This is a genomic window from Micrococcus sp. HMSC067E09, assembly GCF_001812555.1.
GTDB classification, from domain to species: Bacteria; Actinomycetota; Actinomycetes; order Actinomycetales; family Micrococcaceae; genus Micrococcus; species Micrococcus lylae.
This window is the reverse complement of record NZ_KV809453.1, coordinates 1-15,123: the sequence shown is the minus strand read 5'-3', so window position 1 is coordinate 15,123 and position 15,123 is coordinate 1. Positions and strand designations below refer to the sequence as shown.

Here is a 15,123-nt window from a genome sequence, read left to right as displayed (position 1 = left end):
CCCCCGCCGTCGTGTCTGCCTCAGCGCCTCAGCGCCTCAACCGAGCAGGATCACATCCAGCCGGCGCGGCCCGTGCACGCCCTCCACACGCTCCAGCTCGATGTCACTGGTGGCGGAGGGACCGGAGATCATCGTGATCGGCGCGGTCGGCTCGAGCCGCTCCAACGCCTCCGGGATCAGCTCCACCACGGACTCCAGCGGCACCACGCAGATGTGGTGGTCCGGCACCAGGGAGATCGCCCGGCGGCCCTCGTCGGGGCGGCCGGAGAGGAAGATCGTGCCGGTCTCGGAGCAAGAGACGGTCGAGCTCGTCACCACGGCGGAGACCTCGTTGAGCTCCCGCGTGCTCAGCACGCGCCGCTCCTCACCGGCGTCTGCGGACCCGACCGCCGGCTCGGTGAGCCGGCGGGCCTCGGGTGCGCCGCCGTCGTCGGGAAGCCAGGAGGCCTCCAGCCCGGAGGGGACCACGTAGGAGGAGGCGTCGGTCAGCAGCTCGCCCACGCGGGCGGCGACGGTCTCGGCGGTCTCCCGGTAGACGTTGGCCCGGTAGTCCTCGAGGCGGTCCACGAGCTGCTCGACCACCTGCTCACGGCTCGCCTCGGAGACGCGGCGGTAGTCGCGCTCCACCGTATCCGGCTGCGGCCGGTCCGCCAGTGCGGTGCGGATGCGGCCGAGGATCTCGTCCTTCGCGGTGCTCATGCCTGCTCCTCCTCGGAGGTCGTGGTCTGCTCGGCGTCCTGCTGACCGCTTCCGCTGCGGTTCCTCTTCCACCAGTGGCGGAAGGACTCCTGGGGCGGGGCGGGCACGTCGCGCTGGTCCGTCCAGCCGCCGGCAATGCCCGGCAGCCAGCCGAGCTTCGCGTCCTTGCCGGCGAGCAGGCGCCCCACCGGCAGGCCCCGCTCGGCCAGGCCCATCAGGGAGCCGGAGGACATCACCGTGGAGGCGCCCTTCATCATCAGGTCCATCTGGGACGGCACCGGGACCTTCTTCTCCGCCTTCTTCCGGGCGTGGGTGGCCTGGACGTCCTGGTCGCGCAGATGCACCAGGATGGACGGGATGTCGATGGCCACCGGGCAGACGTCGTAGCAGGCGCCGCAGAGGCTGGACGCGTAGGGCAGGGTGCCGTTGGCGCCGTCCTCCACGCCGGTGAGCTGCGGGGAGAGGATCGCGCCGATCGGGCCCGGATACACGGAGCCGTAGGCGTGGCCGCCGGTCTGCTCGTACACCGGACACACGTTCATGCAGGCCGAGCAGCGGATGCAGTGCAGGGCCGAGCGGCCGGCCGGGTCGGAGAGCACCGCAGAACGGCCGTTGTCCAGCAGCACCAGGTGGAACTCCTGCGGGCCGTCGCCGGGCGTGACGCCCGTCCACATGGAGGTGTACGGGTTCATACGCTCGCCCGTGGAGGAGCGCGGCAGCAGCTGCAGGAAGACCTCGAGGTCCTGGAAGGTCGGCACCAGCTTCTCGATGCCCATCACCGTGATCAGCGTCTCCGGCAGGGTCAGGCACATGCGGCCGTTGCCCTCGGACTCCACCACGGACAGCGTGCCGGTCTCGGCCACGCCGAAGTTCGCGCCGGAGATCGCCACGGATGAGCGCAGGAACCGCTCGCGCAGATGCCGCCGGGCGGCCTCGGCCAGGTCCTTCGGCTCGGAGGTCAGGGACTCGTCCGTCTCCTCCATCTCCCGCACGAAGATGTCCCGGATCTCGTTCCTGTTCTTGTGGATGGCCGGGACGAGGATGTGCGAGGGCTTGTCATGCCCCAGCTGGACGATCAGCTCCGCGAGGTCCGTCTCGGTGGCGGCGATGCCCTCGGCGTTCAGCGCCTCCTCGAGCCCGATCTCCTGGGTGGCCATGGACTTGACCTTGATGACCTCGTCCACGCCCTTGGCCTTGACCAGCTCGGTGACGATCCGGTTGGCCTCCTCGGCGTCCCGGGCCCAGTGGACCACGCCGCCGCGGGCGGTGACATTGGCCTCCAGCTGCTCGAGCAGCGCGGGCAGGTCCGCCATCACCTGCTGCTTCAGCGCCGACCCGGCGGCACGCAGCCGCTGCCAGTCCGGCAGCTCGTCCACCACTCTGGCCCGCTTGGCACGGATGGAGTGGGTGGCGTGGCGGATGTTCTTGCGCATCTGGGCGTTGCCCAGCTGCGTGCGGGCCGAGTCCGGGAAGGGCTCGTCCAGGGTGATGTGGCCGTGGCCGTATGCGGGACGGACGGTCGGCATGCCCAGGTCGGTGCGGCTCATCGGGAGACCTCCTCGGTGGTCGGCTGGGAGGCGGGCTGAGTGGCGGCGGCCGGTGCCGTCGTCGCGGTGTTAGCGGATTCCCGACGACGGACGTTCGCCTTCCCGCCCGGAATGGACAGTTCCAGCGGGCCGGAGACGTCCAGGGGCTCCTCACGGGTGGAGGCGAGGATCTCGGCCAGGTGGACGGTGCGCAGCGGGGTGCCGTCCGCGCCGGTGGAGCCCCGGCGGGACATGGCCCCGCCCAGGTGCATGAGGCAGGAGGCGTCCCCGCCAGAGCAGAGCGACGCCCCGGAGGCGGTGACGTTGGCGATCTTCGCCTCGGCCATGGCGCCGGAGACGTCCGCGTTCTTCAGGGCGAAGGTGCCGCCGAAGCCGCAGCACTCCTCCGCGTCCGGCAGCTCGTGGAAGTCGATGCCCCCGACGCTGCGCAGCAGGTCCTTCTGCCGGTCGCCGAGGCGCAGCAGGCGCATGCCGTGGCAGGAGGGGTGGTAGGTGACGGCGTGCGGGAACCAGGAGCCGAGCTGGGCGGCGGAGTCGGTCACGCCGAGCACGTCCGTGAGCAGCTGGGCGAGCTCGTAGGTGCGGGAGGCGACGGCCTCGGCGTCCTTGGCCAGGCCCTCGTCCCCGCCGCGGCGGGCGACCATCGGCTGCTGGTGGCCGAGCGAGGCGACGCAGGAGCCGGAGGGGGCCACCGCGAGGTCGTAGTCCGCCTCGGTGAAGGTCTTCACGTGATTGCGGACCACCGGCAGGGCGTCGGCCATGTAGCCGGAGTTCACGTGCATCTGGGCGCAGCACCCCTGGCCTGCAGGGAAGACGACCTCGTGGCCGAGGCGCTCGAGGATCTGCACGGTGGCGTGCGCGACCCGCGGGTACATCGCATCCACGATGCACGTGGCGAACAGGGCGATCTTCATGACGCTCCTCCATGGAGGCTGATGTGCGGGTTCGGTTCTCACGCGGAGGCCGGGCACGGCGGCGTGGCCGCTCCCCGGACCGTCCGGGAGCCCGGGGCGGTCCGCGGACCGGAGACCGACGACGCCACCCCGATGTGGTCAGACCATAGCGCGCGGTGACACGGGGCACAACACCTGAGGGGCAGGGCGGCGGAATCCCCCGCCCGGGACGAAGTAACGTCCGGACGGATCGTCCCGTGTGACGTCCGGCCGGATCGTTCCGCGTGACATCCGGCCGCCTGGTCCCGCGTGACCTCCGGCCGGATCATCCCGCGCTTGCCAACTGTGACCCGGGCCATATACATTCTGCGGTCAGACCACAGTGGTCAGTCCACAGCTATCCCGCCTGCCCGCACACCACCAGGAGTCACCGTGTCCACGTTCACCGCCACCACCGACGCCGTCGGCGGAAGCCTCGGGCTCTCGGCGCTACTCGGCGCCGTCCCGCTGCTGACGTTCTTCCTGCTGCTGATCATCGTGAAGGCCAAGGCCTGGCAGGCCGGCATCGCCGCCCTCGTGGCCGCGCTCGCCGTCGCGATCCTCGGCTACGGCATGCCGGCGCCCCTGGCGCTGCTCTCCGCAAGCCAGGGCGCCGTGTTCGGCCTGTTCCCGATCGTCTGGATCGTGGTCATGGCGCTGTGGTTCTACCAGGTGACGGTGCTCTCCGGCCGCTTCGAGGACATGCGCGCGATCTTCGACTCGATCGGCGGCGGGGACATCCGCATCCAGGCCGTGCTGATCGCCTTCTGCTTCGGCGGCATGCTCGAGGCCCTCGCCGGCTTCGGCGCCCCCGTGGCCATCACCGCCACCATGATCCTGGCGCTCGGCCTGCCTCCGCTGAAGGCCGCCACCGTGGTGTTGATCGCCAACACCGCCCCGGTCGCCTTCGGCGCCGTCGGCACCCCCATCACCACCGCCGGCCAGCTCACCGGGATCGACGCCGCGCACATCGGCGCGATCGTCGGCCACCAGGCCCCGTTCGTGGCGATCTTCGTGCCCTTCCTGCTGGTCGCGCTGATCGACGGCCTGCACGGCGTGAAGGACACCTGGCCGGCTCTGCTGGTGATCGGCGGCGTCTTCGCGGCGGCCATCTGGTGGTCCTCCGCGCACTTCTCCTACGAGCTCACCGACGTGGTCGCCTCCCTGGCCGCCATGGCCGCCGCCGTGGTGCTACTGCGCTTCTGGCGTCCGAAGGGCGCGGCCGAGGCCTCTGCCCGCCTCGGCATCGAGCCGAGCACGACCTCCGCCCAGGAGCTCACCGGCCGCCGCATCTGGATGGCCGTGTTCCCGTACCTCGCCGTGGTGACCGTGTTCGGCATCGCCAAGCTCTGGACGCTGGGCGCGGACATCCCCGCGTTCCTCAAGTCCACCGACGCGACCATCCCGTGGCCCGGCCTGGACGGGCACTTGCTGGACGCCGCCGGCGAGCCGATCGGAGGCACCGTCTACTCCCTGCAGTGGCTGTCCTCCCCGGGCACCCTGCTGCTGATCACCGGTCTGATCGTGGCCGTGGTCTACACCGTGTGGAACGACGGCGGCTCCCGCCCCCTGTCCTTCGGCGACGCCCTCGCCGAGATCGGACGCTGCTTCTGGCGCATGCGCTTCTCCGCCCTGACCATCATGCTCGTGCTGTCCCTGGCCTACGTCATGAACTTCTCCGGCCAGACCCTGGCCATGGGCACCGCGATCGCCGGCGTCGGCGCCGCCTTCGCCTTCCTCTCCCCCGTGCTCGGCTGGCTCGGCACGGCGGTCACCGGCTCTGACACCTCCGCGAACGCTCTGTTCGCCACCCTGCAGCAGACCGCCGCCCACAATGCCGGCCTGGACCCGGCGCTCATGGTGGCCGCGAACACCTCCGGCGGCGTGGTCGGCAAAATGATCTCTCCGCAGTCCCTGGCGATCGCGGCCACCGCCGTGGGCATGGAGGGCCAGGAGTCCGCCGTGTTCCGCAAGGTGGTCGGCTGGTCGCTGCTGCTGCTGCTGGCCGTCTGCACCCTGGTGTTCCTGCAGTCGAACGTCCTGCACTGGCTGGTGCCGGCTCCGTGACCGACTCTCCCACTGCCCGCACCTCCGCCGTCGTCCTGGAGTGGCTGGAACAGGAGCTGCGCGCCGGCTCGATCAAGGTCGGGGACAAACTCCCCGGCGAGCGCGTCCTGGCCGAGCAGTTCGGCATCTCACGGCCCTCCGTCCGCGAGGCCGTGCGCGTCCTGGACGCCATGGGCCTGGTCCGCACCGCCGCCGGGTCCGGGCCGAGATCCGGCGCGATCGTGATCTCCGAGCCGTCCGCCGCGCTGACGTGGGCGCTGCGCATGCACGTGGCCACCCAGGCGCTGCCCGTGGCGGACATCGTCTCCACCCGCCTGCTGTTGGAGACCGGCGCCGCCCGCCGCGCCCGCGGTCCGCACGGCAAGTCCGGCGAGGAGGCTCAACAGATCCTGCGCCGGGCCTGCGAACTGCTGGACCGCATGGACTCCCCGGACCTGCCGGCCGAGGAGTTCCACCATCTCGACGCCGAGTTCCACGTGCTGCTGTCCACACTCGGCGGCAACGTGGTGGTGGAGACGATGATGAAGTCCCTGCGCGAGGCCACGGTCGGCTACGTGCAGGAGACCGTGGCCGGCCGCCGGGACTGGGACGACGTCCGGGCCCGCCTGCAGCAGCAGCACCGGCAGATCCTGGCCGCCTACACCGCCGCGGACACCGAGACGACCGTGGCCGCCCTGCGTGAGCACATACTGTGGTTCTCCTCCCTGGCGCTGGACGAGCAGGAGCAGGACGCGATCGTGGAATGACCCCCGGCACGGCCCCTCGGACCTGCGGCCCCTCCGCTCCTGCGAAGCCCTGAGGCGAGGGCGCACGGCCGAGGCGAGCGGCCGTCGTCGGGAAACGGGCGCGGAGGCGGCCAGCCGTCAGAGCGCACGTTCAAAGCGAACGGAGCCTGTCCTCTCGTGTCCCCGGCTCAGCACCGGCCGTGCCCGTCCAGTCGACCGTGTATCCGAGGGCACGGAGGGACCGTACTGCGGTCTGCGGGTCGTCCCGGACCGCACTGCCGAGTTGCCGTTTCCTCCATCGTGCCCGTCCCTCATCCCAGCGGGCGAAGGCGTCCGGGTGACGGTCCAATCCGAACTCGTCGGCCAGCATCGTCAGCACGTCCTCCAGGCACGGCCTGAACCGGTGTCCACCAAGGGGGAAGTGGAGGTCCTGGATCGTGGGCAGGTATCCCGGCTCTGTGCGCTTTCGTCCGGTCCTCGACGCACTGCCCGACTTCACCATGAGTTAGGTCATCGAATCGCGATGGGCATGGATGTGGAAGTGCGCAGACGGTGTCCGATTCGCCGACCTCTCATACTCGAACCGGAACAGCGGGTGCTTCTTCGACACTGCTGCCGAGACGTGGAAATGTGAGCGCTCCACAGCCAGGAACCGCCCCTCGTGGTCGAACGCGCAGTCGAAGCGCACCTTCAGGAGGATCAACTTCTCGCCGCCGACGAGAAGGTCGATCCCAGTGTCCGGGGACTGCGCGACAACGACCCTGTCACGTCCTTCCACGCCCATGGCACGAAAGGGGACGCACTCGGGGTTCGCCCACTGCACGGTCCGTGTGAGCTCGTCCGCGAAGTCCGCTGCCGCCTGCTGAAGATCGTCGGTTCCCGGGTCAGGCGCCAAGGAGGTACTCCAGCGTCGAGAGGCGGTCGAAGAGAGCCTGCTCGTTCTCATCGAGCCGGTAGGCCTCCGCCTCACGGCGAAAGGCCTCGACACTGCCGTAGCGGCGTTCAAGCCTTGCCTTCAGTGTGGCCAACTGCTGGGTTGCCTCCTCGACAGAGAGCATTTCCGGCATGACTGCACCCATCGTGCTGTTCACCTCCTGTGCGGACCTCGGATCGGATCCGACTCCACACCCACTCGACATGCTGGGCGTGAGGCTACGGACTGGTTCGGACAGGATAAGGCGCCTCATACGTCCGAGGCGAGCGGCCGTCGTCGGGAAACGGGCGCGGAGGCGGCCGCTCAGGCGAAGAAGTGGACGAGCGCGCCGAGGGTGACCATGGACGCGGCCAGGCAGGCGCAGGCGAACTCGATGAGCATGCCCAGGCCCATCGCCTTCAACGCCCCCACGGAGGAGGACAGCGCGGCACGGACGTCCCTGCGGCGGGCCCACTCAGCGCCGAACAGGCCCGCAGTGAAGCCGACGAACAGGCCGACCACCGGGATCACGACCATGCCGATGACGCCGGCGACGATGCCGACGAGGATCGGGCCGCGCGGCACCCGCTCGCGGTACAGGCGGCGCCCGGTGAGGACCGCCGAGGCGGAGGCGCCGGCGATCGCGAAGCCCGCGGCGATCAGGCCGAACGTCCACGAGGCGGTCGAACCGAGGACCCAGGCCCAGGCCACCGCAGTGACCGCGGTCAGCACCGAGCCGGGAAGGATCGGGTAGACGGTGCCGAACGCCCCCACGGCGAGCAGCACGAGGGCGACGACGGTGGCGACGACGGCGAGCTCCATGGGGATCAGTATGCGCCAGCCACGGCGGATCCGGTGACCGGGGCGGCAGGGGCCTGCTGCGCCGGCCGCTGTGCCGGAAGGGGCCTGCTGCCCGGCTGCGCGTTACTCCGGCGGCCAGCGCCCCTCCTGGGTCTGCAGGAACTCGAACACCTGGACCTCCTCCACCCCCGGGAACGCGCCGCTGGGCATCGCCGCGAGCAGGTGCGCGTTGGCCCGGGCGGCCGGCCAGGCCTGTCCTCCCCACGCCGCCTCCAGCTCCGGCGAGGGCATCCGGCAGCATTCGGGGTCCGGGCACCGGCTCGTGGTGCGCGCGGAGGTGTCATGTCCGCGCATCCACTTGGCCCCGTCGAACGGGACGCCGACGGACAACGAGTAGAAGCCCGTGGACGTCGGCTCCACCACGGCAGCGCTCCAGAACGTGCCGGCCGGGGTGTCCGTGTACTGCGGGAACGCGCCGATGTGGTCGGCCACGTCGAAGACCTTCCGGCTCACCCAATGACGGCACGCCGTCTGCCCCTCGATCGCCCCGATGTGGTCCGTGGGAAACGGGATGCCGTCGTTCTCATAGGCCTTGTGGAACACCCCGGACTCGTGGACCTTCGCAAAGTGGCAGGTCAGCCCCAGATGCTCGGTGGCGAGGTTCGTGAAGCGGTGGGCCGCGGACTCCCATGAGACGCCGAAGCGGTCCCGGAGGTCGTCCACGGACATGTCCCGGCGCTCCTTCGCCTCCAGCAGCAGGCGCACCGCGGCGCGCTCCGGCATCATCATCGCCGCCGCCAGGTAGTTCGTGTAGACGCGCTGCCGCAGGAAGTCCGCGTAGTCCTCCGGCTCCCCCAGGCCGAGCACGGAGGAGCACACGGCCTGCAGCAGGACGGCGCGGGGATCGTGATCAGGGCGCCGAGACCGGGCCAGGTAGATCCTGTGGTTCTTCAGGTCCGTGACCGATCGCGTGGAGTGCGGCAGATCCGGCACGAAGCGCACGGCGAAGCCCAGGTGCGCGGCCAGGGCGGAGACCTGGTGGTGGGTCAGCGGACCGTCCGCCGCGTCCACCACTTCACGCAGCTGCTGAGCTGTGCGCTCCAGGTCCGGGTAGTGGTTCCCGCACGCACGCATCTCCTCCCGGAGCGCGCTGTTCGCCCGGCGCGCCTCCTCCGGTGTGGAGACCCGCTCTGCCATCTGCCGGTCGAGTTCCGCCTGGAGTCCGGCGATCACCTCGAGGACCTCGTCCGGCGTGCGCGGGCCGATCTTCAGGGCCGGCAGGCCCAGCCGCTGGAACAGCGGGCCGCGCTGGGCCCGCTCCACGGCCACCTCCAGGGCTGCACGCCGGCTCGGAGCCTCCGGGCGCAGCAGATCCTCCACGGCCACGCCGTACACCTCGGCGAGCTCGGACAGCAGGCTCAGCCGCGGCTCACGATGCCCGTTCTCGACGAGCGAGAGGTGAGAGGCGGTCACCCCCACCCGGTCCGCGACGTCCGAGAGCGTCCTGCCCGCGCCGCGGCGCAGATGGCGCAGGCGGCGCCCCAGCACGAGCGAGTCGGCACGCGGGGCGGTGTCCGTGGGTTCCGGGGCGGAAGTCATGGCGACGAGAGTAACCGCGGTCACACGCCGACGCGAGGGCAATCTGTCACATTTCACGGTGCTTTCTCCGATGGGGAGTCGGATGCCTGCAGTTCTCGCGTTCGTGCGTGAACTCCGGCATTTCTTGACAGACCGGGAATCGGGGCGGAAATTTCCTGCGCCGATCGCCGCCAGGCGCCTCCGCCCGGGTCCAGGGTGGTGTCCACACCCCGGGAGGCGACGCCGCAGACCGCAGCCGAGCAGCCCGCCCTTGACCCAGAAAGGACCAGGACGATGACCGACCTGAACACCACCGCCCCCACCGCCGAGCAGCTGCAGCAGAGCTGGGACACCGACTCCCGCTGGGCCACCGTCGAGCGCACCTACACCGCCGAGGACGTGGTCCGCCTCCGGGGCCGCGTCCAGGAGGAGCACACCCTCGCCCGCCGCGGCTCCGAGAAGCTCTGGGAGCAGCTCACCGCCGAGCACGCCGAGGGCAGGTTCACCAACGCCCTCGGCGCCCTCACCGGCAACCAGGCCGTCCAGCAGGTCAAGGCCGGCCTGCGCGCCGTCTACCTCTCCGGCTGGCAGGTGGCGGCCGACGCCAACCTCTCCGGCCACACCTACCCGGACCAGTCCCTGTACCCGGCCAACTCCGTGCCGCAGGTGGTGCGCCGCATCAACAACGCCCTGCTGCGGGCGGACCAGATCGAGCACTCCGAGGGCATCCAGTCCGTCGAGGACTGGCTCGTGCCGATCGTCGCCGACGCCGAGGCCGGCTTCGGCGGCCCGCTCAACGCCTACGAGCTCATGAAGTCCATGATCACCGCCGGCGCCTCCGGCGTGCACTGGGAGGACCAGCTGGCCTCGGAGAAGAAGTGCGGCCACCTCGGCGGCAAGGTGCTCATCCCCACCGGCCAGCACATCCGCACGCTCAACGCCGCCCGCCTGGCCGCGGACGTCGCCGGCGTCCCCTCGGTGATCGTGGCCCGCACGGACGCCGAGGCCGCCACCCTGATCACCTCGGACGTGGACGAGCGCGATGCCGAGTTCATCACCGGCGAGCGCACCGCCGAGGGCTTCTACAAGGTGCGCAACGGGATCGAGCCCTGCATCGCCCGCGCCAAGGCCTACGCCCCCTACTCCGACCTGATCTGGATGGAGACCGGCACCCCGGACCTCGAGCTGGCGAAGTCCTTCGCCGAGGCCGTCAAGGCCGAGTTCCCGGACCAGATGCTGGCCTACAACTGCTCGCCCTCGTTCAACTGGAAGAAGAACCTGGACGACGACACCATCGCGAAGTTCCAGCGCGAGCTCGGGGCCATGGGCTTCACCTTCCAGTTCATCACCCTGGCCGGCTTCCATGCCCTGAACCACTCCATGTTCGACCTGGCCAAGGGCTACAACGAGCGCCAGATGTCCGCCTACGTGGAGCTGCAGGAGCGCGAGTTCGCCGACGAGGCCCGCGGCTACACCGCCACCAAGCACCAGCGCGAGGTTGGCACCGGCTACTTCGACGCCATCTCCACCGCCATCAACCCCGAGTCCTCCACCGTGGCCCTGAAGGAGTCCACCGAGGCCGGTCAGTTCCACTGAGCCGCAGGCCCACCGGCTGAGCCGCAGGCCCAGCCGGACCTGCAGAGATCGAAAGGGATCCCCTCATGATGACCTTGCAGACCACCCACTCCGACACCACCGTCAACGGCGTGCGCGTGCTCGGCGCCCCCGTGCCCGGCCAGGACCGCGTCCTGACCCGTGACGCGCTGGAGTTCCTCGCCACCCTCCACCGCGCCATGGAGCCGCGGCGCCAGGAGCTCATGGAGCTGCGCACGGAGCGCCGGCGCGCCATCGCCGAGGGCGAGCCCCTCGACTTCCGTCCCGCCACCCGGACTGTGCGTGAGGACGCCTCCTGGAGAGTCGCACCCCTGGCACCCGGCCTGCGCGACCGCCGGGTGGAGATCACCGGTCCGGTGGACCGCAAGATGACCATCAACGCGATGAACTCCGGGGCGAAGTGCTGGCTCGCCGACTTCGAGGACTCCTCCACCCCCTCCTGGGAGAACGTGATCGCCGGACAGGTCAACCTGCACGACGCCATCCGCCGGACCATCTCCCTGACCACGGCCGAGGGCAAGGAGTACAAGCTGGGCGGCGTCCAGCTCGTGGACCGCCCCACCATCATCGTCCGGCCCCGCGGCCTGCACCTGATGGAGGACCGCATCCTGGTGGACGGCGCCCCCGTCTCCGGAGCCCTGGCGGACTTCGCGCTGTACTTCTTCCACAATGCGCGGGAGCTGCTGCGCCGCGGCCGCGGCCCCTACTTCTACCTGCCGAAGACGGAGTCGCACCTGGAGGCGCGGTGGTGGAACTGCGTGTTCGTCCGGGCCCAGGACCTCCTGGAGATCCCGCAGGGCACCATCCGCGCGACGGTGCTGATCGAGACGATCACCGCGGCGTTCGAGATGGACGAGATCCTCTACCAGCTGCGCAACCACGCCGCCGGGCTCAACGCCGGCCGCTGGGACTACATCTTCAGCATCATCAAGACCTTCCGCGAGCGGGGCGAGGACTTCGTCCTCCCGGACCGGTCCGAGGTCACCATGACCCAGCCGATGATGCGCGCCTACACCGAGCTGCTGGTGCACACCTGCCACCGGCGCGGCGCTTCCGCCATCGGCGGCATGGCCGCCCAGATCCCCAACCGCAGGGACCCGGAGGCCAACGCCGCCGCGCTGGACAAGGTGCGCGCGGACAAGACCCGGGAGGCCGAAGACGGCTTCGACGGCTCGTGGGTGGCCCACCCGGACCTGGTGCCCGTGGCCATGGAGGTGTTCGACGACGTCCTGAAGGACGCCCAGAACCAGATCCGTTCCCGCAAGCGGGACGACGTGGTGCCGGACGCCGCCGCGCTGGTGGACGTCAAGGCCACCACCGGGTCCATCACGGAGCAGGGGCTGCGCATGAACATCGAGGTCGGCATCCGCTACGTGGAGTCCTGGCTGCGGGGCAACGGCGCCGCCGCCATCCACAACCTGATGGAGGACGCGGCCACCGCCGAGATCTCCCGCTCCCAGATCTGGCAGTGGATCCATGCCGGGTCCTCCGCGCGGCTGGCCGACGGCGGCGAACGCACGGTGACCCGGGAGTGGGTGGAGCAGCTCACCGAGGAGGAGTTCGGCCGGATCGAGCGCTCTGAGGGCGATCGGTTCGACGACGCCCGGGAGATCTTCACCGAGGTCGCGCTGGCCGAGGAGTTCCCGGACTTCCTCACCCTCCCGGCCTACGAGCGGTTCCTGTCCGCCGCCGCACGCCGGCGCGCAGGGTCCTTCGCCGACGCCGCCTGACGCGGCGTTCCGGCCTCACGCGGGGGTCGGTGTTCCTCAGCTGCGGAACACCGGCCCCCGCGCCGCGCGAACGCACGCGAAGGCACCGCGCGAACGCACGCGCAGGCCTCGGCTCACCAGCCCCGCTCGGCCAGGCGGTGCGGGGCGGGCAGGTCCGCCACGTTGATGCCCACCATGGCCTCGCCCAGGCCACGGGAGACCTCGGCGATGGCATGCGGGTCGTCGAACTGGGCGGTGGCCTTCACGATCGCCGCGGCACGCTCGGCCGGGTTGCCGGACTTGAAGATGCCCGAGCCCACGAACACGCCGTCCGCGCCCATCTGCATCATCAGGGCGGCGTCCGCCGGGGTGGCCACGCCGCCGGCGGTGAACATGACCACCGGCAGGGTGCCGGTCTCGGCCACCTCGCGCACCAGCTCATAGGGGGCCTGCAGCTCTTTCGCCGCCACGTACAGCTCGTCCTCCGCCAGCCCCTTCAGCTGGGCGATCTCCTTGCGGATCGTGCGGATGTGCTTGACGGCCTCGGAGACGTCGCCGGTGCCCGCCTCGCCCTTGGAGCGGATCATGGCCGCGCCCTCGGTGATGCGGCGCAGCGCCTCGCCCAGGTTCGTGGCGCCGCAGACGAACGGGACCTCGAAGTCCCACTTGTCGATGTGGTTCACGTAGTCCGCCGGGGAGAGCACCTCGGACTCGTCGATGAAGTCCACCTTGAGCGCCTCCAGCACCTGGGCCTCCACGAAGTGGCCGATCCGCGCCTTCGCCATGACGGGGATGGACACGGCGTCCACGATCCCGTCGATGAGGTCCGGATCGGACATGCGAGCCACCCCGCCCTGCGCGCGGATGTCCGCCGGGACGCGCTCGAGCGCCATGACGGCCACGGCGCCGGCGTCCTCGGCGATCCGCGCCTGCTCCGGGGTGACCACGTCCATGATCACGCCGCCCTTGAGCGTGTCCGCCAGACCGCGCTTGACCCGGGTGGTGCCGGTGCCGCGGGCGCCGTCGTCGGCAGAGCCGGCGGTGGAGGGCGAGAAGGAGGTGGTGTTCTGGCTCATGCGGATGCTTCTCCGATCTGCTCGGGCGGGAGGGCGTCTTCGCCCCGCTGCCGCCGATGTCTCACGGGCCTCGCGTCGGGCCCGCGCCAAGAGACCATCGTGCCACCGCGTGACGGCGCGCGCCGCCACCGCCGGGCAGGCTCCGGCCGGCGGGCACGTCCGCGCGTCATACAGGACCGACCGCCCGTCCCCGCGCACACGGCGCGCCGATCCCTGGATGCTGTCCTTTCCGGCCCGCTCCGCCCTACTCTGTCCGCATGCTGATCGGAGTGCCTGCAGAGATCAAGGACAACGAGCGCCGCGTTGCGCTCACCGCCGCCGGAGTGACCGAGCTGGTCCGGGATGGCCACACGGTGGTCGTGGAGGCTGGGGCCGGCGTCGGCTCATCCGTCACGGACGACGCCTATGCGGACGCCGGCGCGGAGCTCGTGGAGACCGCGGACGAGGTGTGGGAGCGCGCAGACCTGGTGCTGAAGGTGAAGGAGCCGGTGGGCCCGGAGCTCAAGCGCATGCGCCGCGAGCAGGTGGTGTTCACTTACCTCCACCTGGCCGCCTGCCCGGACACCGCCAAGGCCCTGCTGGAGGCGGGCACCACGTCCATCGCCTATGAGATGGTCACCCGCCGCGGTGCCGCCGGCACCACCCTGCCCCTGCTGGCCCCGATGTCCCAGGTCGCCGGCCGTCTGGCGCCCATCGAGGGCGCCCACCACCTGCTGCAGGCCCAGGGCGGCTCCGGCGTGCTCCTGCCCGGCGTCCCCGGCACCCGCCGTGCGAAGGTCGTGGTGGTCGGCGGCGGCGTGGCCGGCGAGAACGCGGCCATGGTGGCCGCCGGCATGGGCGCGGACGTCACCGTGCTGGACGTGAACCTCGAGCGCCTCGCCCAGCTGGAGCTGGTGCACCAGGGCCGCTTCCGCACCCTCGCCTCGAACCACCACACCCTCGCCGAGCAGATCACCGATGCAGACCTGGTGGTGGGCTCCGTGCTCATCCCGGGCGCCGCCGCCCCGAAGCTGGTCACCGAGCAGATGATCGAGTCCATGCGCCCCGGCTCGGTGCTCGTGGACATCGCGATCGACCAGGGCGGCTGCTTCGCCGGCTCAAGGCCCACCACCCACACCGACCCGACGTTCCTCCAGGGGGACAAGGTCATGTACTGCGTGGCCAACATGCCCGGCGCGGTGCCGCAGACCTCCACCGCGGCCCTGACCAATGCCACGCTCCCCTACGTGAAGAAGCTCGCCGCGAAGGGCTGGCAGGCAGCGCTCGCCTCGGACCCGGGCTTCGCCGCGGGCCTGTCCACCGTCGACGGCACCCTGCAGCACCAGTCCGTGTTCGATGCCCTCGCCGAGCCCCTCGGCCTGTCCCAGGACACGCTCCGCCCGGTCCACGACGTCTTGCGCGTCACCGACTGAGCAGAGGCCGACCCCACGACGGCGGCCGCCCACCTCGCGGAGGTGGGCGG

General features: G+C 70.8%; 13 protein-coding genes. 5 read left to right on the top strand and 8 right to left on the bottom strand.

All coding sequences use genetic code 11. The annotated features are described in order from the left end of the window. Positions 1–36: 36 nt before the first annotated feature. The 3 genes from HMPREF2863_RS10465 to HMPREF2863_RS10455 are packed head-to-tail and all read right to left on the bottom strand — an operon-like array spanning position 37 to position 3,160. A complete protein-coding gene (locus tag HMPREF2863_RS10465) occupies positions 37–699 on the bottom strand; it encodes a LutC/YkgG family protein (RefSeq protein ID WP_070639967.1) in 663 nt (220 codons plus the stop codon). Next, the gene (locus HMPREF2863_RS10460; RefSeq protein WP_070639965.1) at positions 696–2,246 is read right to left on the bottom strand and encodes a LutB/LldF family L-lactate oxidation iron-sulfur protein; all 1,551 of its coding nucleotides are present in this window, start codon (positions 2,244–2,246) and stop codon (positions 696–698) included. The genes HMPREF2863_RS10465 and HMPREF2863_RS10460 overlap by 4 nt, the downstream gene beginning before the upstream one ends. Beyond that, positions 2,243–3,160, bottom strand: coding sequence for a (Fe-S)-binding protein (locus HMPREF2863_RS10455; RefSeq protein WP_070639962.1), 918 nt, complete (start codon positions 3,158–3,160; stop codon positions 2,243–2,245). Before HMPREF2863_RS10455 ends, HMPREF2863_RS10460 begins: the two co-directional genes overlap by 4 nt. 411 nt (positions 3,161–3,571) lie before the next feature. On the opposite strand from HMPREF2863_RS10455, the gene HMPREF2863_RS10450 reads away from it, so the two are divergent. Both HMPREF2863_RS10450 and HMPREF2863_RS10445 read left to right on the top strand, forming a co-directional pair. Continuing rightward, positions 3,572–5,245 carry an L-lactate permease gene (locus tag HMPREF2863_RS10450; RefSeq protein ID WP_067189549.1) on the top strand — a complete coding sequence of 558 codons (1,674 nt, stop codon included), beginning with the start codon at positions 3,572–3,574 and terminating at the stop codon, positions 5,243–5,245. After that, positions 5,242–5,991, top strand: coding sequence for a FadR/GntR family transcriptional regulator (locus HMPREF2863_RS10445; RefSeq protein WP_070639959.1), 750 nt, complete (start codon positions 5,242–5,244; stop codon positions 5,989–5,991). Before HMPREF2863_RS10450 ends, HMPREF2863_RS10445 begins: the two co-directional genes overlap by 4 nt. A 484-nt stretch (positions 5,992–6,475) precedes the next feature. Here HMPREF2863_RS10445 and HMPREF2863_RS10435 read toward each other — a convergent pair whose 3' ends face one another. The 4 genes from HMPREF2863_RS10435 to HMPREF2863_RS10420 all read right to left on the bottom strand — a co-directional run bounded on the left by HMPREF2863_RS10435 (position 6,476) and on the right by HMPREF2863_RS10420 (position 9,283). Next, complete coding sequence (locus HMPREF2863_RS10435; protein ID WP_070639954.1) at positions 6,476–6,865, bottom strand: hypothetical protein; 390 nt, start codon at positions 6,863–6,865, stop codon at positions 6,476–6,478. Continuing rightward, positions 6,855–7,061, bottom strand: a complete 207-nt coding sequence (locus tag HMPREF2863_RS10430) for a hypothetical protein (RefSeq protein ID WP_070639951.1) — start codon at positions 7,059–7,061, stop codon at positions 6,855–6,857. The genes HMPREF2863_RS10435 and HMPREF2863_RS10430 overlap by 11 nt, the downstream gene beginning before the upstream one ends. Positions 7,062–7,207: 146 nt before the next feature. Then, positions 7,208–7,705, bottom strand: coding sequence for a DUF456 domain-containing protein (locus HMPREF2863_RS10425; RefSeq protein WP_070639948.1), 498 nt, complete (start codon positions 7,703–7,705; stop codon positions 7,208–7,210). A gap of 102 nt (positions 7,706–7,807) precedes the next feature. Then, a complete protein-coding gene (locus HMPREF2863_RS10420; protein ID WP_070639945.1) occupies positions 7,808–9,283 on the bottom strand; it encodes a helix-turn-helix transcriptional regulator in 1,476 nt (491 codons plus the stop codon). Between the two features lie 273 nt (positions 9,284–9,556). Between HMPREF2863_RS10420 and aceA the strand changes: the two genes are divergently transcribed. Further along, a complete protein-coding gene (aceA, locus tag HMPREF2863_RS10415; protein WP_067189559.1) occupies positions 9,557–10,858 on the top strand; it encodes an isocitrate lyase in 1,302 nt (433 codons plus the stop codon). A 68-nt stretch (positions 10,859–10,926) separates the two neighbouring features. Beyond that, positions 10,927–12,606, top strand: coding sequence for a malate synthase A (gene aceB / locus HMPREF2863_RS10410; protein ID WP_067189586.1), 1,680 nt, complete (start codon positions 10,927–10,929; stop codon positions 12,604–12,606). Positions 12,607–12,719: 113 nt separating this feature from the next. Here the strand turns inward: aceB and pdxS are convergent, their stop codons facing one another. After that, positions 12,720–13,661, bottom strand: a complete 942-nt coding sequence (gene pdxS, locus HMPREF2863_RS10405) for a pyridoxal 5'-phosphate synthase lyase subunit PdxS (RefSeq protein ID WP_070639942.1) — start codon at positions 13,659–13,661, stop codon at positions 12,720–12,722. Positions 13,662–13,918: 257 nt separating this feature from the next. On the opposite strand from pdxS, the gene ald reads away from it, so the two are divergent. Then, complete coding sequence (gene ald / locus HMPREF2863_RS10400) at positions 13,919–15,073, top strand: alanine dehydrogenase (protein WP_067189563.1); 1,155 nt, start codon at positions 13,919–13,921, stop codon at positions 15,071–15,073. The last annotated feature ends 50 nt before the right edge of the window (positions 15,074–15,123 follow it).